Source organism: Nitrosomonas europaea, from assembly GCF_900167395.1.
Classification (GTDB): domain Bacteria; phylum Pseudomonadota; class Gammaproteobacteria; order Burkholderiales; family Nitrosomonadaceae; genus Nitrosomonas; species Nitrosomonas europaea.
In genome coordinates this window covers 25,646-45,120 of sequence record NZ_FUWK01000006.1, presented here as the reverse complement: position 1 = coordinate 45,120, position 19,475 = coordinate 25,646, and the positions used below count along the sequence as shown (strand labels likewise).

The following is a 19,475-nucleotide window of genomic DNA, read 5'->3' as shown; positions in this document are numbered from 1 at the left end:
GATCACTATCGCAGTGTTTTGAGTGCCTGTGCCCATTTATACAGTTCATTCAGCATCGTTACTGCAGAGCTGGTGTGATGTTCACTGGGCATAAACTGTTTGTGTTCACTGATGAGTGTGGAAACATTCTGAATAGCCACAGCTTCCATCATAGGCATGATTTTCAGGGTGGTCAGGGTCTGCTTCAGAATTTGTGCCGAGCGTAATCCACCTGATATTCCACCGTAACTTACTATCCCGGCAGGTTTGTAATTCCACTCTTTGTAGACATAATTGAGCGCATTGAGCAGCGAAGGCGGCGGGCCGAAATTATATTCCGGCGTAACGAATACGTAAGCGTCTGCTGCGCTGACGCTGGCTGCCCAGTTTTTTGTATGCACATGCTGATATTGCTGACGTATAGGGTGTTCCGGCTCGTCGTATACCGGCAGATTGAATTCGGCCAGATCGACTGGCACGACTTCAAATTTGCCGTGTTGTACGGCGACCTCGCTAAACCATTTTGCGACATAAGGGCCAATACGCCCGGGGCGGGTACTGCAGGTAATGATATGAAGTTTCATGGCTATCATTTTCCTTTTCGAGAAATTTAGAAATATTCTGTCAATCCTGCTCGATCCGGTAATTGGCAATCAGCCGGAATTCGCTGCCGGGCTGGATATGTACCCGGTCTGTTGCAGCGTTGGTGGTCTCCACACAAATGAAACGCAGGTAATCATCGTCTTCCAGATCTGCCATTTCAGCCGAAATTTTTGCCCAGGGGTTCCATACCACTGCTGTTCGGTTACCTTTGGAAGTAATGTGGATACGGCGCTTGCGGGCAGTATCATGAATGACGAGATTGCTGCCAACCGACTGGTAGATTCGATCCACTTCCGCATCGATAGTCACCGATCCAGTTTGGTTTTTTTCCAGGTTATCGTCCACTTTGTCGATATAGCGGGTATTTTCCAGACCGGATACATGGGTCTGGCGAATATCTCCCACGCTGAAATAGGTATGAAAAGCCTGGGTGACGGTGCACGCCTGTGAACCGGAATTGCGGGTTACCAGTTCAAGATTGAGCGTATCGCCGATAGTGATTTCCAGCCGCAGTACGAATGAGCGGGACCAGATGGATTGTGTTTCTTCGGTATCTGTCGATCCCAGTACGATGCGAGTATTGCCTTCCGGTGTTGCGGATACTTCGACGATATCCCACATGCAGTTACGCATGAAGCCATGTGCGGGACGTCCTCTGCCTTCCGGGTCCGGACCGAACCACGGCCAGCAGATTGGCACGCCTCCCTTGATCGCCTTGCCCGCCTGATAATAGGCGCGCTTGCTCAGGAACAGAAGATCGTCCTGAATACTCTGAGGCCGGTATGCAAGTACCTGCCCGGCATAAACCGAGATCAGCGCGCTGGCTTTGTCATTCCTGACATGAATAAAGGGCAAACCTCCTTCACCCTCTGCAAAAACTACCTGTTCCCCAATTTTGTAATTTTTGTTTAATTGTTCAATATTCATCATTTTCCCGTTTAGAAATGCAAAAAATCCTGTAACCACTGGCATCAGGTCAAGTATCTGGCCGCAGTCTGTGCTGAATGATAAACTCAATCGGTTACTGCATAAACACAAAATGCTCAAAGTCTTTTATTCGAGGAATCAACATGGCCCATAATTTATTCAACAGTTTAAGCACGTTATCACTTGCCAGCGGTAAAACCGTTCAGTTTTATTCACTGCCTGCGCTGGGTGCGGCTGGTTTGGGAGCAATTTCGCGCCTGCCGGTTTCAATCCGCATTGTGCTGGAATCGATATTGCGAAATTATGATGAAAAAAAGATCACCGAAACTCATGTCAGGCAGCTTGCCGGTTGGCAGCCGAGAGCAGAACGTACCCAGGAGATTCCGTTTGTGGTGGCGCGCATCGTACTGCAGGATTTTACCGGCGTGCCGCTGCTGGTTGATCTGGCTGCAATGCGCAGTGCAGCCAGGAGGTTGGGAAAAAATCCTGAATTGATCGAACCACTGGTGCCGGTTGACCTGGTAGTCGACCATTCGATTCAGGTGGATTACTACGGTGACAGCCAGGCACTGGCACGCAATATGGAAGTGGAATTCCAGCGCAATCAGGAACGCTACCAGTTCATCAAATGGGGGATGCAGGCATTCGATACATTTGGCGTGGTGCCACCGGGAATCGGTATCGTGCATCAGGTCAATCTGGAATATCTCGCGCGCGGCGTGCATCAGAAGGATGGACTGATGTACCCGGATACACTGGTAGGAACCGACTCGCATACCACGATGATCAACAGTATCGGTGTGGTGGGCTGGGGAGTGGGAGGGATCGAGGCCGAAGCCGGTATGCTGGGACAACCGGTCTATTTTCTGACACCGGATGTGGTGGGTGTCAATCTGACCGGGCGGCTGCGGGAAGGAGTCACTGCAACCGATCTGGTGTTGACGGTAACAGAAATGCTGCGTCGGGCCAATGTCGTGGGCAAATTTGTCGAGTTTTTCGGTGAAGGTGCAGCTTCGCTCAGTCTGCCGGATCGTGCCACGATTGCCAACATGGCACCCGAGTACGGCGCCACTATGGGTTTCTTCCCGGTGGATGACGTAACACTGACCTACTTCCGTCATACCGGCCGTACCGATGAAGAAATCGACGCGTTTGAGCGCTATTTCAAGGCACAGGAATTATTCGGCATGCCGCATCCGGGAGAGATCGACTACAGCCAGGAGTTGACGCTCGATCTGAATACGATCGTGCCTTCTCTGGCCGGGCCGAAGCGCCCGCAGGATCGGATAGCACTCAAAGATCTGAAATACAGCTTTACTGAACTTTTCAGCAAATCTGTCAAGGAAAATGGTTATGGCAAACCGGCAGAAGTGTTGGATGATACTTATTCCACCCGCGACAGCCGTCACGTGGAATCCAAGCTTTGCATCGCCCCTGACACCAGTCAGAGCGAGTTGACGTTACCACCGGGCAGTGCGCGCAATGCGGTTGAAATGGTCAATAATCATCCCACGCAGCAGACTGCTGTCCCTGTATCGCTAGCACGACCGATTAAGTTGCATCATGGCGATATATTGATTGCCGCGATCACTTCCTGTACCAACACGTCCAATCCGAGTGTACTGATTGCGGCAGGTTTACTGGCTAAGAAGGCGGTGGAGAAAGGTTTGTCAGTCAGGAAACATATCAAGACTTCACTGGCACCTGGCTCCCGTGTCGTTACGGAATATCTCGGTGCTGCCGGTTTGCTGCCCTATCTGGAGCAGCTTGGTTTCAGTCTGGCCGGTTACGGCTGCACCACCTGTATCGGAAATTCCGGGCCTCTGCTGGAAGTCATTGAAGAAACCATTGTAAAGGATGATCTGGTATGTGCGGCTGTGCTGTCAGGAAACCGTAATTTTGAGGCACGCGTTCATCCCAGCATTCGTGCCAATTTTCTGGCTTCTCCGCCGCTTGTGGTGGCCTATGCAATTGCTGGAACGGTGCTGAAAGATCTTACCCGTGAGCCGCTGGGAGAGGGTAAGGATGGCAAGCCCGTGTGGTTGCAGGATATCTGGCCGGACAGTGCCGAAATCGAATCGATGATGAAATTTGCGACCCAGGCAGAAACTTTCCGCCGCTTGTACAGTGATTTCACCCGGGACCACCCGCTCTGGAATGGCATTACTGCGGTGACAGGCAGGCTGTATGACTGGCCGGATTCCACCTATATTGCCGAGCCACCGTTTTTCGAGGATTTTTCTCTGGAGATCGACCGAACCAGAACACCGGATGCCATTCATGGTGCGCGTGCGCTGGCGATTTTTGGTGACTCGGTGACTACTGACCATATCAGCCCGGCGGGAGCCATCAAGGAATCTTCACCGGCAGGACAATATCTGCTGGCACATGGCGTTACCCGGATGGATTTCAACAGTTACGGCTCACGCCGGGGCAATCACCATGTCATGATGCGTGGTACTTTTGCCAATGTGCGTATCAGAAATCTGATGATACCCGGCAGCGAGGGAGGCGTTACGCTGTATCGCGGCAAGGACGATCCTGACGGTAAGCAAATGAGTATCTTCGACGCGGCCATGCGGTATATCGAAGATGGAACACCTGTGATTGTATTCGCCGGCAAGGAATACGGTACCGGATCAAGTCGTGACTGGGCTGCTAAAGGCACGCAACTGCTGGGCGTCAAAGCAGTTGTCGCAGAGAGTTACGAACGTATCCATCGCAGCAATCTGGTCGGCATGGGTGTGCTGCCTCTGCAGTTCAAGGAAGGCGATAGCGTCAGTTCGCTTGGTATTCAGGGCAATGAGAAATTCGAGCTTCCTGATCTGGGCAATATTCAGCCACAGCAGGAAGTGACACTGGTCATTCACGGGCAAGATGGCTCCCGGCGGGAAATCAGACTACGTTGCCGTATCGATACTGCTATCGAGGTCGACTATTATTACCATGGCGGTATTCTGCCTTATGTCCTGAGAAAAGCGTATGCGTGAGTTGCCTTGGTTTTAGTCGTCCGCGAGTTGATATCAGAATTATCGTGAAGCGCTGCAAGCTCTGAATGGTCCATAAAAGAGATCATTCAGAGCCGGGGCTATAGGTAACAATGTCGCGTATCACACCGTATGACCGGCTTGGAATAAATATGATGGTGTAAAAGGCAGGAATTACCTTAGCCGAATCGGCCGGTAATGTAATCTTCAGTCTGTTTGTTTTTTGGTTTGATGAAGATAGTGTCGGTAGCGCCAAATTCGATCAGCTCACCCATATACATATAGGCGGTGTAGTCCGATACCCTGGCAGCCTGTTGCATATTGTGGGTCACGATCAGGATCGTAACCTTGTTCCTGAGATCCGAGATCAGTTCTTCGATACTTGCGGTTGCGATTGGATCCAGCGCAGAGGTGGGTTCATCGAATAAAAGGATTTCAGGATCCGTCGCCAGAGCACGGGCGATACACAGTCGTTGCTGCTGGCCACCCGAGAGATTGAAGGCAAGATCTCCAAGCCGATCTTTGACTTCTTCCCATAATGCAGCATTACGCAGTGCATTTTCTACCCGTTCCTCGAGAATGGAACGGCGTTTGACACCCCGTATCCTGAGGCCATAGGCCACATTCTCAAAAATTGACTTGGGAAAGGGATTGGGTTTTTGAAATACCATACTGATCCGCATCCTGACTTCGATCGGATCCACTTCGGGTGAGAGAATGTTTGCATTATCCGGGTGGAGGATGATCTCTCCCTCGTAATGGTTACGCGGATACAGATCATGCATGCGGTTGAAACATCGGAGGAAGGTCGATTTACCGCAGCCTGACGGCCCGATCAGGGCAGTTACCTGTTTTTCATAGACCATCATATCGATATTTTTAAGTGCCTGATAACCCCCGTAATAGAAGTTCAGTTTATTGACCACTGATTTCTGGACAGTAGAATGAGTGTGGCCGCTGGCAGGTTTGAATATTTGCATGATTTTGATTTACCACTTGATATTTTTACGCAGACGATAGCGCAGATAAATAGCGAGTCCGTTCATCAGTAACGTCATGACGACCAGTACCAGGCCGGCAGCCGCTGCATTATGCTGAAAGGCTTCTTGCGGTCTCGATATCCAGTTGAACATCTGAATTGGCATAACTGTAAATGGCTCCATCAGCCATTGGAACGATACGAACGGGAACTGATCCTGAATGGGGGATGGAGGCAGAAAAGCAATGAATGTCAGTGCACCGATCGTGATGATTGGTGCTGTTTCTCCAATCGCACGCGCCAGTCCGATAATGACTCCCGTCAGAATACCGGCTGCGGAATAAGGCAGGACATGATCTGATACTGTTTGCCATTTGGTTGCCCCCAGGGCATAAGCTCCTTCACGGATGGAAACGGGAATGGATCTGATCGCTTCACGGGTTGCAACGATGACGATTGGCAGAATCAGCAGCGCCAGTGTCAGCCCGGCTGAGAGGATACTCTGGCCCAGTCCGAGTTGATAGACGAACAGCCCCAGTGCCAGCAGACCATAAATAATGGAGGGTACACCCGCCAGATTGGTGACATTGATTTCGATGATTTCGGTGATGAGGTTTTTCGGTGCGTATTCTTCAAGATAAACACCGGCCGCCACACCGAGAGGAACGGCCGCTGCCGCTGTCACCAGCATGATCAATGTCGTGCCGACCCATGCGGAGAGAATTCCGGCCGCTTCCGGTTTGCGAGAGGGAAAGGAGGTGAAAAATTCCCAGGTCAGGCGTGGCATTCCGTCGATGACCATACTCCCGAACAGTGCGATGAACGTCAGAATCGCGATCATCAGTGCGGTAACACCTGCTACCAGCGCCAGTAAGTCCCAACGCTTGTGATAAGCAATGATGGTACGTATTTCATTCAGATTGTCAGGGTGATTCATAGGTAGCATGGGTATCAGTAAACCTCACGGTATCGCTTGCGCAGTAAATGCCCCAGGATATTGAAAACCAGGGTCAGCAGGAGGAGTGTCAGTCCCGCAGCAAAGATCGTCTGGTACCCAACGCTGCCATGCGGCAAATCTCCCAGGCTGACCTGGACGATATAGGTGGTAATGGTTGCTGCCGGTTCCATCGGGTTCCATACCAGATTGGGCTGCATGCCTGCTGCAATTGCAACTACCATGGTTTCTCCGACAGCACGGGAAATGCCGAGAATATAGGCGGCTGCAATACCGGACAAAGAGGCGGGCATCACTACTTTGATTGCCGTTTGGAATCGTGTGGCACCGATGGCGTACGACCCCTCCCGCAAGTGCATTGGTACAGAACGCATGGCATCTTCTGTCATCGAGCTGACGTAGGGAATGATCATGATTCCCATCACCAGCCCTGCAGACAGCAGACTGAAACCAGGCAGATCTGGAAGAATGGTCTGCAGCAGGGGGGTGACGAACAGTAACGCAAAATATCCATAGACGACTGTCGGAATGCCTCCAAGCAATTCAAGGAATGGTTTGGCTATCTCTCTCACCGTGAAGGGTGCAAACTCCGAAAGATAGATGGCAATGATCGTACCAAAGGGAAGCGCTATGACGAGTGCAACCAGCGAGCTGATGGCTGTTCCTGAAACAAGCGGAAGTATTCCGTAATGGGCGTCGTCAAACAATGGTGTCCATTGTGTGTCTGTTAGAAAGTCCCATACAGAAACATGCTCAAAAAATACCAGTGATTCTGAAATCAGCAGGTAAATGATCGCAAAGGTAATGAAAACGGAAAGAAAAGCGGCCAGGAACAGCAGCAGTTCTATCACCCGTTCTTTGAGGTATCGTTTATAGCTGCGACGTAGACTTCCGGGTGAATGATCGGTGTTGTTCGGGATAGGCATTCTGATCGTCTGGGTAGCAATCCGGATATGTGGGGACGAGTCATTCTAGAAATCAATTATTACAGTTTGATGAAAATGGAAGGTTGAGAAACAAAGTCAGCTGAAATACAGGAGCATTCAACTGAAAACAATTAAACCCGTCATAAATTCAGGTCGATATTGCAGAATGATTATTTTGTTGAAGTCAGGCTGGAGTAAATTTCATGACGCTGAAACGCACCATAAAAGAATTCGCCACTTATCTGGGTGACCGGGAATCGATTCTTGACAGGGATTATCCGAGAGTTGCCGGTCAGATAGAGTTATTGTGGGGATATGTGGAATTTTATCGTTATCTGGAAAAACTGCTGATTACAGAAAAAGGGCGGGATCGTTCCGGTTTTCCATTTGAAGCAGTTCTGGAGCTCGATAAACTGAAAGAAATCCACGAACGACTGTATCCGTGAACGAATTGAACCAGCGTACAGATAAAGCAAATAAACTGGTGATATCACCCGCATTTGGGGAGATGCTGCAAAAACCGCCCTTTCAAGGGCGGTTTTTGTATGACGTTAAAATGCAGAGATGCAAATTATCCGGAGCGGAATGATTTTCAGCGGATAGATCTTAGTCAGCCTGTCTTCTGAGGAAAGCAGGAATATCCATCGGATCCATGCCAGCCTGCTGCATGGCCGTGACCGCAGCATTGCTCCTTCTTCCTGTTCTCATGACTGCAGGTTCATCCACCTGGTGAGAGGAAATTCTGTCATCGGTACCTGTTCGGGTATGGATAACGGTCATGGGTCTCTGGGATTGTTGATTGATATTGCCAAGCCCCGTTGCGACCAGTGTTACACGCAGACTGTCACCCATATTTTCATCGATGACTGTACCGACGATGACAGTTGCGTCTTCAGCCGTCATTTTTTTCACGATGTCCATCACTTCCTGTACTTCACGCATTTTCATGGCTGAGCTGGCGGTGATGTTTACCAGTACACCCCGTGCGCCTGTCAGCGTGATTTCTTCGAGCAGCGGGCTTGCAACGGCTTCTTCCGCAGCCATACGTGAACGATCGACACCGCTGGCGGCTGCAGAGCCCATCATGGCCATGCCCATTTCAGACATGACCGTTTTGACGTCAGCAAAATCCACGTTTACCAGCCCCGGACAATTGATGACTTCCGCGATACCTGCTACGGCACCATACAGTACGTCGTTTGCTGCCTTGAAGGCGTCCAGCATGCTGATATCATTGCCCAGCACTTTCATCAGTTTGTCATTCGGGATGACAATCAGTGAATCGACATGTTCTGCCAGTGCTTCCATTCCAGCTTGTGCTGCTTTCAGGCGTTTACCCTCGAAAGAGAATGGTTTGCTGACAACGGCAACGGTCAGGATACCCATTTCCTTGGCAATCTGGGCCACGACCGGAGCAGCACCCGTACCCGTACCTCCCCCCATCCCGGCGGTAATGAATAACATATCAGCGCCCTGGACGATTTCAGCAATATGATCCCGATCTTCCAGAGCGGCTTCCTTGCCAATATCCGGATTGGCGCCTGCTCCCAGTCCGCGGGTAACACTGGTACCCAACTGCAACAGGGTCTGTGCACGATTTCCCTGGAGTGCCTGCGCATCGGTATTCATACAAATGAATTCGACACCTTTTACTTCATTGCGAATCATATGATCCACGGCGTTTCCGCCACATCCGCCAATACCTATGACTTTGATGACGGCTTCAAGTGGTTCGGTATTCGTGATCTCAAACATTATGTTTCTCCTATTGCATGGTGAGTTTTCAAACAATATTCCGCAGATAAAACTTCATTAAAACCCGATTTAAAAATTTTCCTGAAACCATCCTTTCATTTTTGCCAGAATCTGCCTGGTAGAGCTGCTTTTCAGTTTTGCCTGATGGTGATGGAGACGATCTTCCATGCCGACCATCACCAGACCGATGGCAGTCGAGTATCTCGGTGTCCGTACCACTTCCTCCAGGCTGCCGTTATAGACCGGCAATCCCAGACGCACAGGCATGTGAAAAATCTCTTCCCCCAGCTCGACCATTCCCAGCATGGAACTGCTGCCGCCGGTGATGACGATCCCTGACGAGAGCAGCTGTTCGAAACCACTGCGTCTCAGTTCTGCCTGAATCAGCAGGTAGAGCTCTTCCACGCGTGGTTCGATGACTTCAGCCAGGGTTTGCCGCGACAACGGGCGGGCACCACGATTTCCAACATCCGGAACCTCGACCATTTCGCGGATATCAGCCAGCGTGCGTAAGGCAATGCCATAACGACACTTGATATCCTCCGCATCTTTCGTGGGGGTGCGCAGCGCCATGGCGATGTCATTGGTGATCTGGTCACCCGCCACCGGGATCACCGCAGTATGTCTGATTGCACCATCCGTAAAAACAGCGATATCGGTGGTTCCTCCGCCGATATCGACCAGACATACACCCAGATCCTTTTCATCTTCGGAAAGCACTGCTTTGGCCGAGGCCAGTGGCTGGAGCACCAGATCCCGTACATCCAGTCCGCAGCGATGGATGCATTTGGCGATATTCTGGGCAGCGGATACTGCTCCGGTTACGATATGCACCTTGACTTCCAGCCGGATACCGCTCATTCCGACAGGTTCGCGTACGTCTTCCTGGCCATCGATAATGAATTCCTGGTTGAGGATATGCAGGATCTGCTGATCGGCCGGAATATTCACCGCCTTGGCAGTTTCCATCACTTTCTCGACATCTGCCTGAGTGACTTCCTTGTCCTTGATCGCCACCATGCCATGTGAGTTGAAACCGCGGATATGGTTACCGGCGATCCCGGCATACACTTCACTGATCCGACAGCCCGCCATGAGCTCGACTTCCTCGAGGGCACGCTGAATGGCATTGACGGTCGCTTCGATGTTGACGACCACACCCTTTTTCAGGCCACGTGAGAGGTGGCTGCCCAGACCGATGATCTCGAATCCACCTTCGGGCTTCATTTCAGCGACAATGGCCACGATTTTCGATGTGCCGATATCAAGACCGACAATCAGATCTTTGCCTTCCTTGACTTTACTCATTTGAAAATCCCCCCGATTTCATAGTCATAGTGTTTGTCTGCCCTGAGATTCAATGCAATATCAGGGTATGCGTATTGCAAACCCGCTGGCATAGCGCAGATCCACATAAGCGGAACTTCCATACCGATCCAGACTTTCATTATATTGTGTACGCACCGCTACATAACGTTTCAAACGCTGTTCGATCTGCTCTCTTCCCAGCTTGAGCCAGGTTCCCGTGTTCAATCGAACATGCCAGGCATGCCGTGGAGTCAGCACGATCTCTATGGCAGTTTGTCCGGTTGGCTGCAGTAATTTATTGAAGATGCGATATTGTTGAGTAATCAAACGACTGCTGTTATCGGGACCAGCAAACACCGGAAGACGCACATTATCCATTATTGCGTGAAATATTTCTCCATTTGTATTGACCAGGGCCGTTTCTTCCCAGTATGCAAGCGGCTTATGCTCTTCCAATAATATGTTCAATGCAGGCGGCCATTCACGCAGAATTTTAACCGATCTGACCCATGGCAATTCCATAAAAGCGTTCTGCAATGTTTTCAGATCGATCATGATGAAATTACCGTTTGCCGAATTGCGTACGACCTGTTCGATCTGATCACGGGTGATATGTACCAGACTGACATTACCCGTCCGATTCTTATCCATGGCTTCCACCCGGACTTCCCTCAATGAAAAAAACGGCAATGCCAATATTCTGGTTCCCACTACATAGATCGTAGCCAGCAGAACACCCGTCAGCAGGATATTTGCCAGAAAGTTCAGGGATTGATGATCGTTCCACATACGTTTACAGTTGTCCGATTGCCCGGAATCCGGATGAATGGCTCTCTGCGGATAGCAGGGTGTGAAACATGACAATCAGATCCTTTTCAATGCTCACAGCTCAGCTCCAGAATCTGAACAACGAGTTCATCGAAGGAAATGCCTGCCGCCTTTGCCGCCATTGGCACGAGACTGTGGTCGGTCATTCCTGGCGAAGTATTGGTTTCAAGGAAAAAAGGTTGTTCATTTTCATCCAGAATCAGATCCACTCTGCTCCATCCGGTACATCCCAATATCCGGTGAGCATACAAGGCCTGTTCCTGGATACGGGTGGTTAACGCTGCCGATAACCCGCTGGGGCAGGTATAGCGTGTGCTCTCGGAAAAATACTTGGCCTGGTAGTCATACAATCCTTCTGCCACATCAATGCGCACCAGGGGAAGGGGCATATCATCCAGAATGGCGGCAGTCAGTTCGATTCCCTGGATGAACTGTTCGGCCAGTACCAGTGAATCGTATTCTGCAGCTGCCTGATAAGCGGATCGAAAATCCTGTTCATTGTCTACTTTGTTCAATCCGAGGGTCGAACCCTCCCGGGCGGGTTTGATGATCAGCGGCAATCCCAGCCTGTCTGCCACATCCCGGAAACGGCTGCTGGCATCGAGCATGACGTAATCAGGCGTATTGATACCCGCTGCCTGCCAGATCATTTTTGTGCGCCACTTATCCATTGCCAGTGCACTGGCGAGTATTCCACTGCCGGTATAAGGCAGTTCCATCAGTTCCAGTGCACCCTGAACCGAACCGTCTTCTCCGTAACGGCCATGCAATGCGATAAATACTCGATCGAAACCTTGCTGCAGAAGGTTTTCCAGAGGTTGCCCGGCCGGATCGAATGCATGGGCATTCACCCTGCTCCGCTGCAATGCTGCCAGAACGGCTTGACCGCTTCTCAGCGAGATTTCACGTTCAGCGGAACGTCCTCCCAGCAATACGGCTACTTTTCCAACGTCACGGGTGTTCACTGTGTACTTCCTCCGAGCTGTCCGATGATGCGAACTTCGGTGATCAGTCTGATTCCGGTAGCCTGGTGAACAGCATTTTGCACGGTATCGATGATTGCCTCGATTTCAGAAGCAGTGGCGTGACCGCAGTTGACGATGAAATTGGCATGTAACGTGGAAACCATTGCGTCACCGATACGGAAACCTTTCAGACCGCACTGTTCGATCAACCTGGCAGCATGATCTCCTGGCGGATTCCGGAAAACCGATCCTGCACTGGGAAACCCCAGGGGTTGAGTCTTGATGCGTGCAGTCAGCAGCGTTCTGACAGCCTGACGCGAACTTTCCATTTTACCTGGACGAAGTCGGAACCAGCCGCCGGTAAACCAGACATCGGGTGTGTCGGACGAGGGCGTTCTCTGCAACTCGACATGACGATAACCAACCTGGTAGTCCTCCGGTGTACGTTCGCGCACAATCCCGCTGCGATCGATCGTTGTGACGCGCTCTACCCGATCCCAGGTTTCAGCGCCGTAACAACCAGCGTTCATTGCCAGTGCACCACCAACGGTGCCGGGAATGCCTGCCAGAAATTCTGCACCTGTCAGGTTATGTGAGGCAGCAAATCTGGCCAGTTTGGCACAGGGGACGCCCGCTCCGGCATAAATCAGACCACCGCTTTCGTTCTGCTCGACCAATGACAGATCATTGAGTTTTGCATGCAATGTAATGACTACCCCGGGCAATCCACCATCCCGGACCAGCAGATTGCTGCCCAGTCCGATCATGACAACCGGCTCATCTTTCGGCCAGTGGCGTAAAAACAGGGCCAGATCTTCCAGATCGGCCGGCTGGTAGAAACAGGCGGCATGCCCGCCGGCACGCCAGGAAACATGCCGTTTCATGGGTTCATGCTGACGCAGCTCACCCCGCAGCAGGCGTGTGTCGATACCGGATGTGCGGGATTGCAGATCTGGGGTATCCATGATTGGCAGTTGAATTTCTGTCTGCATGCTTTCCTGATCAGCCTGTTATCAATGTCAGTTTCATCGCCGGTTCTGCCAGATCAGGAGCGGATTTTCCGATGGATCCGGCTCCCATGATGAGTATTACATCTCCATCTTGTGCAATGGTATGAATGGTTGCTTTCAATTCATCGATCTGCTCGATATAAATAGGCTCGATCTTTCCCTGCACTCTGATTGCTCGTGCCAGAGATTTGCTGTCAGCCGCAATGATAGGCTCTTCACCGGCAGGATAAACTTCGGTCAGCAGCAATACATCAGCACCGGATAACACCCGGACGAAATCCTCGAATAAATCCCGGGTGCGGCTGTAGCGGTGTGGCTGAAATGCCAGAACCAGACGTCGGCCGGGAAAAGCATTGCGGGCAGCTGCCATCGTGGCGGCAATTTCTGCAGGATGATGTCCGTAATCGTCGATCAGGGCGAAAGATCCTTGATCCGGCAAGGGGATCTCGCCATATTGCTGAAACCGCCTGTCTACTCCGCCAAAGGTGGCCAATGCTTTTACGATTGCTTCATCCGGTACGCCCAGTTCGTTACCGACAGCGATGGCAGCCAGTGCATTCAGAACATTATGTTTACCCGGGAGGTTGAGTGTGACTTCCAATGTTCGCGGTGAGCCATTGACTCCAATATGGGCGAGAAAATGCATTCTGCAGCGATCGTGCCGGATGTTGGTGGCGCATATCTGCGCATCTTCCGATGCGATGCCATACGTGGTTACTGGCCGGGTAATCATGGAAATGATTTCACGCACGTGGGGATCGTCCACGCACAGTACTGCCATACCGTAAAAGGGCAGGTGTTCGATAAATTCGACAAAGGTCTGTTTGAGCCGGTTGAAATCATGCTCGTAGGTGCTCATGTGATCGGCATCGATATTGGTTACCACCGTCAGAACCGGCTGCAGGTAGAGGAATGAAGCATCGGATTCATCCGCCTCGACCACGATGAATTCACCCTTGCCCAATCTGGCATGACTGTCGACCGTCTTGAGCTTGCCACCAATGACAAATGTCGGATCCTGGCCTGCTTCCGCCAGGATACTGGCAACCAGACTCGTGGTGGTGGTTTTGCCATGAGTGCCGGCGATGGCAATACCGCGGCGCAGGCGCAACAGCTCTGCCAGCATCATGGCGCGAGGTACTACAGGGATACGCCGTTCGCGTGCTGCAATCACCTCCGGGTTATCAGAATGGATAGCGGTCGAGATAACGACGGCATCAGCAGATTGAATATTTTCGGCTGCATGGGTGTGATGAATGACAGCACCCAGGCACTGCAGGCGCCTGGTGGTGGAATTGCTGTGCATATCTGAACCGCTGATCTGGAAACCCAGGTTGATCAGTACTTCGGCGATGCCGCCCATACCGGAGCCGCCGATTCCTACGAAATGGATATGTCTGATTTTATGCTTCATTGGTTTGTCCCGATAATTGCTGACAGGCTTCAGCCACCGTTTGTGCAGCCTCAGGCATGGCCAGTGCACGTGCATGGGTTGCCATGGACTGTAATTGTGCGCGTGAACAGGTCATCAGCCATTGTGCAAGTGAAGCGGCTGTCAACTCTGATTGCGGCCATAAAACAGCCGCCTGGTAGTCGCTCAAAAACCGGGCATTGGCTGTCTGGTGATCATCTACCGCGTAAGGATACGGTATCAGAATACTGGCAACACCTGCGGCTGCCAGTTCAGAAATGGTCAGGGCACCGGCACGGCAGATCACCAGATCGCAATCCTGATAATGTGCAGCCATATTCTCGATGAATGCCACCAGATTTCCTGTGACGCCATGGTCGGCGTAAGCCTGCTGCAGAGCGTCGAGGTGAGCTTTCCCGGACTGGTGAGTCACGTATGGTCGCTGATCTTCAGGAATCATACTCAAAGCCTGTGGCAGCACGGTGTTCAGAACTTGTGCGCCGAGGCTGCCACCAACCACCAGGATGTGCAAATTGCCCGTCCGGTGTGCATAGCGTGCTTCCGGTGACGGGAGCCGGGCGATTTCTGTGCGTACCGGGTTGCCGGTAACCCGGGTTTTATTTTCCGGGCTTGTGAGGGCACCCGGGAATGCCAACAAGATACGATCGGCAATTTTTGCCAGTATCTTGTTGGTCAGGCCGGCGATTCTGTTTTGCTCGTGAATCAGCAGAGGTTTTCCAAGTAAAACGGCCATGATTCCTCCGGGCAATGCCGGGTAGCCCCCCATCCCTAATACCACCTGCGGTTGCTGACGGCGCAATATCCGGAAACTTTGCCAGCAGGCTTGTGCCAGCCTCCATGGCAGTAACAGATAGCTGCTCAGCTTTTTGCCGCGCAACCCGGAAAAATTGATCAATTCGATGGAGAAACCGTGCTGTGGCACCAGTGCGGCTTCCATACCGTTACGGGTACCCAGCCAGACGATTCGCCAGCCGTTCGCCTGCATGGAACGGGCAACTGCCAGCCCTGGAAATACATGCCCTCCGGTCCCGCCTGCCATGATCATGATCGTGCGAGACAAGGTATGAACTCCATGTGCGGTGCATATTGCTGATCAGAGCTGTCTTCTCTCATGCGTTCAATCCTCTGCGTTTCAGTCTGTTTTCCCAGTCGATTCGCAGCAGTATGGCGATGGCGATACTGTTGATGACGATACTGCTGCCGCCATAGCTCATGAAGGGCAATGTCAGCCCCTTGGTGGGGAGTAATCCCATATTGACGCCCATGTTGATGAAAGCCTGTAAACCCAGCCAGACACCGATACCCTGTGCAACCAGTGAACCGAATTGATCTCCCAGTCTGGCTGCTGTGCGGCCGACTTTGAAAATACGCACCAGCAAAAAGAAAAACAGTGAAATCACGGTGACGACCCCTGCAAAACCAAGTTCTTCGGCCAGTACGGCAAACATGAAATCGGTATGTGCTTCAGGCAGATAATTCAATTTTTCCACACTGCTTCCCAGACCGACTCCCCACCATTCACCAAGTCCGAACGCGATCAATGCATGCGTGAGCTGATAACCCTTATCGAAGGGATCGTTCCACGGATCAAAAATAGCATTGATACGATCCATGCGGTAAGGCTCGATGATGATCAGCAGCGCCAGCAGTACCGGTACCAGGCATATCAATCCGAAAAACATTTTCAGGCTCATTCCGTTCATGAACATGATGGACAGGACGATGGCCGCGATAACGACTGTGGCGCCCAGATCCGGTTCCATCAGTAATAACAGGGAGACGATGGTCAGCAATGCGAGGATAGGCAGGAAACCCTTGAAAAAATGATCCTTGAAAGCCGCTTTGCGTACGACATAATCTGCTGTAAAAATCAGAATGATCAGCTTCATCAGTTCGGAAGGCTGGAAGCTGGTGATTCCCAGAGGGATCCAGCGACGGCTGCCATTGATCTCATGGCTGATTCCCGGAATCAGGACCACAAGCAGTAGCAGGATGCCCAATCCCAGCAGATAGTGAGAATAAGCCTGCCACCAGCGCAGCGGTATCCGGAAGCAACCGATTCCGACAGCTATTCCCGCCAGTATGTATGAAGCCTGCCGGGCAAGAAAATAGTAACTGCTTCCTTCACCAAATTTCGCTTCGGCGATTGCAATCGAGGCGGAGTACACCATGACCAGCCCCAGCCCTAGTAAAAGCAGCACGGTTGAAACCAGCAGCACATCCAGTTCGGGCTGAATGGGCTGATTGTGCGGAGCGGAAGTGGATGGACTCATCATGGGTTTAATGACATGTCTGTGCTGTCAGTACGAACTTGCGCTCGATCAGGCGGACGGCAGCCGTGAAAACCTCAGCGCGGTGAATGTAATTGTTGAACATATCGAGACTGGCACAAGCGGGAGAGAGCAGAACGACATCTCCGTGCTCTGCCAGCAGAAAGCTTACCTGTACCGCCTCATCCATGGTGGTTACCCGGTGTATCGGTACATTGCTGGCCTGGATGGCCTGTGCAACTTTGTCTGCATCCCTTCCCAGCAGTACGACACTGCGCACATGCTTGCTGACTGGCTGTTCCAGAGGGGAAAAATCCTGCCCTTTGCCATCTCCACCTGCAATCAGAATCACGTTTTTGCGAAACCCGTTCAGTGCGGCAACAGCTGAACCTATGTTGGTGCTTTTAGAATCGTCGTAAAACGTTACGCCATTGAACTCGGCAACTTTCTGCATACGGTGCGGCAATCCCCTGAAAGTACGCAAAGCATGCAACAACGGCTCGAAAGGCAGATCAACCGCCCGGCACAACGCCAGTGCAGCCAGCGCATTGGCGGCGTTATGCAGTCCCGCGACGGCAAGCTCACTGGTTTTCAGCAAATGGGTACTGCCTTGTGCCAGCCATACATCCGATCCGCCGGGGAGCAAACCAAATTCTTCGTCCGACACGGGTGCGGATAGACCAAAAGTCACCTGTTTACTGTTTTTATCCGCCATGGCATACACCCTGGCATCATCACGATTGAGTATCTGCACGCAACCATTATTATGCGGGCGGGAAAATATCCGTGCTTTTGCGGCGGCATATTCTTCGATACTGTCGTACCGGTCCAGATGATCTTCGCTCAGGTTCAATACCGTTGCTGCATCCGGCCGCAGGCTGCTGGTGGTCTCCAGTTGAAAGCTGGAAAGTTCCAGCGCCCACAAATGGGGCCATTTATTTGCATCCATCCGTTGCATCAGTGCATCCAGCGCTGCCGGGCCGATATTGCCTGCTACCTCCACATCCCATCCGGCATTTTTTACCATTTCACCGACCATGCTGGTGACCGTGGTTTTCCCGTTGGAACCGGTGATCGCAAGAATTTTTGTACCCGGTGGTGCGTACTGATCGAGTGCAACGGCAAACAGCTCGATATCACCGATTACGGGCACACCCTGCTGCAATGCTGCCTGTACCAGTGGTTCGGCTACTGCCACACCCGGGCTGATGGCAATTGCATCGATCCCCTGGAACAATTCTTCCTTCAACGGGCCGCAGAATATGGCTTCACCCGGTACGATCCGGCTTATCAGTTCGAGATTGGGCGGGCTGGTGCGTGTATCAGCCACTGACAGCTGTGCACCGAGCCGGGAAAGCCATTTGACCATGGAAATCCCGGTTTTCCCCATGCCCAGAACCAGTATTTTTTTGCCGGTATAGTTCATCGCAATTTCAGAGTCGATAAGCCGATCAATACCAGAATGAGGGTAATGATCCAGAACCTCACCACGACCTGATTTTCCTTCCATCCTTTGAGTTCATAATGATGATGCAGGGGTGCCATGCGAAAAACGCGCTGACCGAACAGTTTGTAGGAAGCCACCTGAATCATGACTGACAGTGCTTCCATGACGAATACGCCTCCCATGATGACCAGTACGATTTCCTGCCGGACAATGACGGTGATCACCCCCAGTGCTGCGCCTAATGCCAGAGCGCCAACATCGCCCATGAATACTTCCGCCGGGTAGGTGTTGAACCATAAAAATGCCAGACCGGCTCCTGTCAGCGCGCCGCAGAATACCGCGAGCTCACCCGCATTGGGAATGTGTGGAATACCGAGATATTTGGCAAACACGGCATGGCCGGCAACGTAAGCGAAGATGGCCAGAGCACCACTGATCATGACGGTAGGCATGATGGCCAGACCATCCAGCCCATCTGTCAGGTTGACGGCATTGCTGGTACCAACGATCACCAGATAGGTCAGCACGATAAACAGGAATGTTCCCAGCGGAATGGCCACTTCCTTGAAGAATGGAACGATCATTTCGGTGTGCTGGGGAAGATCGGCTGTCATGGCAAGATACACTGCGACCAGCAAGGCAATGATCGATTGCCAGAAAAATTTGGATGAAGCTGAAAGTCCTTTGGAATTGCGCTGTATTACCTTGCGATAATCATCTACCCAGCCGATTGCGCCGAATCCCAGTGTCGTCAGTGATACCACCCAGATGTAGCGATTGCTCAGGTCCGCCCATAAAAGTGTGGTCACGATCACAGCCGTCAGGATCAGTGTGCCGCCCATCGTCGGTGTGCCTGCTTTGATCAGGTGAGACTGAGGGCCGTCATTGCGCACGGACTGGCCGACTTTACGTGCGGTCAGGCTGCGTATCATGGCCGGGCCGATCAGAAACGAAATGCTCAACGCAGTCAGTGCCGCCAGCATGGTACGCAGCGTGATGTAACTGAATACATTGAAAGCGCGGATATCTTCTGCAATCCATTGAGAAAGTGCCAGCAGCATTCTATGGTTTCCGTTGTAATGTCCGGTTGCGAATCCGGAAAAC

The 19,475-nt window shown here is 51.7% G+C and carries 17 protein-coding genes; 2 read left to right on the top strand and 15 right to left on the bottom strand.

From position 1 onward, the window contains the following. Positions 1–5: 5 nt before the first annotated feature. Both B5D58_RS03685 and B5D58_RS03680 read right to left on the bottom strand, forming a co-directional pair. Complete coding sequence (locus B5D58_RS03685; RefSeq protein ID WP_011111613.1) at positions 6–563, bottom strand: NADPH-dependent FMN reductase; 558 nt, start codon at positions 561–563, stop codon at positions 6–8. Positions 564–603: 40 nt separating this feature from the next. Next, entirely contained in the window at positions 604–1,509 is a 906-nt protein-coding gene (locus B5D58_RS03680) for a D-hexose-6-phosphate mutarotase (RefSeq protein ID WP_011111612.1), read from the bottom strand. A 143-nt stretch (positions 1,510–1,652) separates the two neighbouring features. Between B5D58_RS03680 and acnA the strand changes: the two genes are divergently transcribed. Further along, a complete protein-coding gene (acnA, locus tag B5D58_RS03675; RefSeq protein WP_011111611.1) occupies positions 1,653–4,499 on the top strand; it encodes an aconitate hydratase AcnA in 2,847 nt (948 codons plus the stop codon). Positions 4,500–4,675: 176 nt separating this feature from the next. Here the strand turns inward: acnA and pstB are convergent, their stop codons facing one another. Genes pstB through pstC form a run of 3 tightly spaced genes read right to left on the bottom strand, consistent with a single transcriptional unit; the run spans position 4,676 to position 7,356 of the window. Further along, entirely contained in the window at positions 4,676–5,476 is an 801-nt protein-coding gene (gene pstB, locus B5D58_RS03670) for a phosphate ABC transporter ATP-binding protein PstB (RefSeq protein WP_011111610.1), read from the bottom strand. A gap of 9 nt (positions 5,477–5,485) precedes the next feature. Beyond that, entirely contained in the window at positions 5,486–6,412 is a 927-nt protein-coding gene (gene pstA, locus B5D58_RS03665) for a phosphate ABC transporter permease PstA (RefSeq protein ID WP_041356617.1), read from the bottom strand. Between the two features lie 14 nt (positions 6,413–6,426). Beyond that, entirely contained in the window at positions 6,427–7,356 is a 930-nt protein-coding gene (gene pstC / locus B5D58_RS03660) for a phosphate ABC transporter permease subunit PstC (protein WP_011111608.1), read from the bottom strand. A 203-nt stretch (positions 7,357–7,559) separates the two neighbouring features. On the opposite strand from pstC, the gene B5D58_RS03655 reads away from it, so the two are divergent. Further along, entirely contained in the window at positions 7,560–7,802 is a 243-nt protein-coding gene (locus tag B5D58_RS03655) for a hypothetical protein (RefSeq protein ID WP_011111607.1), read from the top strand. 160 nt (positions 7,803–7,962) lie between these two features. Here the strand turns inward: B5D58_RS03655 and ftsZ are convergent, their stop codons facing one another. From ftsZ to mraY, 10 genes are all read right to left on the bottom strand, one after another. Beyond that, positions 7,963–9,111, bottom strand: a complete 1,149-nt coding sequence (ftsZ, locus tag B5D58_RS03650; protein ID WP_011111606.1) for a cell division protein FtsZ — start codon at positions 9,109–9,111, stop codon at positions 7,963–7,965. 69 nt (positions 9,112–9,180) lie between these two features. Continuing rightward, positions 9,181–10,419 carry a cell division protein FtsA gene (gene ftsA / locus B5D58_RS03645; protein ID WP_011111605.1) on the bottom strand — a complete coding sequence of 413 codons (1,239 nt, stop codon included), beginning with the start codon at positions 10,417–10,419 and terminating at the stop codon, positions 9,181–9,183. A 60-nt stretch (positions 10,420–10,479) separates the two neighbouring features. Then, positions 10,480–11,208 (bottom strand): cell division protein FtsQ/DivIB, encoded by a 729-nt coding sequence (locus tag B5D58_RS03640; protein WP_074671157.1) that lies wholly within the window; start codon positions 11,206–11,208, stop codon positions 10,480–10,482. Positions 11,209–11,294: 86 nt separating this feature from the next. Then, the gene (locus tag B5D58_RS03635) at positions 11,295–12,212 is read right to left on the bottom strand and encodes a D-alanine--D-alanine ligase (protein WP_011111603.1); all 918 of its coding nucleotides are present in this window, start codon (positions 12,210–12,212) and stop codon (positions 11,295–11,297) included. Next, entirely contained in the window at positions 12,209–13,204 is a 996-nt protein-coding gene (gene murB, locus B5D58_RS03630; protein ID WP_011111602.1) for a UDP-N-acetylmuramate dehydrogenase, read from the bottom strand. Before murB ends, B5D58_RS03635 begins: the two co-directional genes overlap by 4 nt. Before the next feature lie 10 nt (positions 13,205–13,214). Beyond that, on the bottom strand, positions 13,215–14,636 hold the full coding sequence (gene murC, locus B5D58_RS03625; protein ID WP_011111601.1) for a UDP-N-acetylmuramate--L-alanine ligase: 1,422 nt from the start codon (positions 14,634–14,636) through the stop codon (positions 13,215–13,217). Continuing rightward, on the bottom strand, positions 14,626–15,699 hold the full coding sequence (gene murG, locus B5D58_RS03620; RefSeq protein WP_011111600.1) for an undecaprenyldiphospho-muramoylpentapeptide beta-N-acetylglucosaminyltransferase: 1,074 nt from the start codon (positions 15,697–15,699) through the stop codon (positions 14,626–14,628). The genes murC and murG overlap by 11 nt, the downstream gene beginning before the upstream one ends. 64 nt (positions 15,700–15,763) lie before the next feature. Then, positions 15,764–16,930, bottom strand: a complete 1,167-nt coding sequence (gene ftsW / locus B5D58_RS03615) for a putative lipid II flippase FtsW (protein WP_011111599.1) — start codon at positions 16,928–16,930, stop codon at positions 15,764–15,766. Between the two features lie 4 nt (positions 16,931–16,934). Continuing rightward, positions 16,935–18,350: a UDP-N-acetylmuramoyl-L-alanine--D-glutamate ligase gene (gene murD / locus B5D58_RS03610; protein ID WP_011111598.1), complete on the bottom strand. Its 1,416-nt coding sequence runs from the start codon at positions 18,348–18,350 to the stop codon at positions 16,935–16,937. Next, positions 18,347–19,432 (bottom strand): phospho-N-acetylmuramoyl-pentapeptide-transferase, encoded by a 1,086-nt coding sequence (gene mraY, locus B5D58_RS03605; RefSeq protein WP_011111597.1) that lies wholly within the window; start codon positions 19,430–19,432, stop codon positions 18,347–18,349. Before mraY ends, murD begins: the two co-directional genes overlap by 4 nt. Positions 19,433–19,475: the final 43 nt, after the last annotated feature.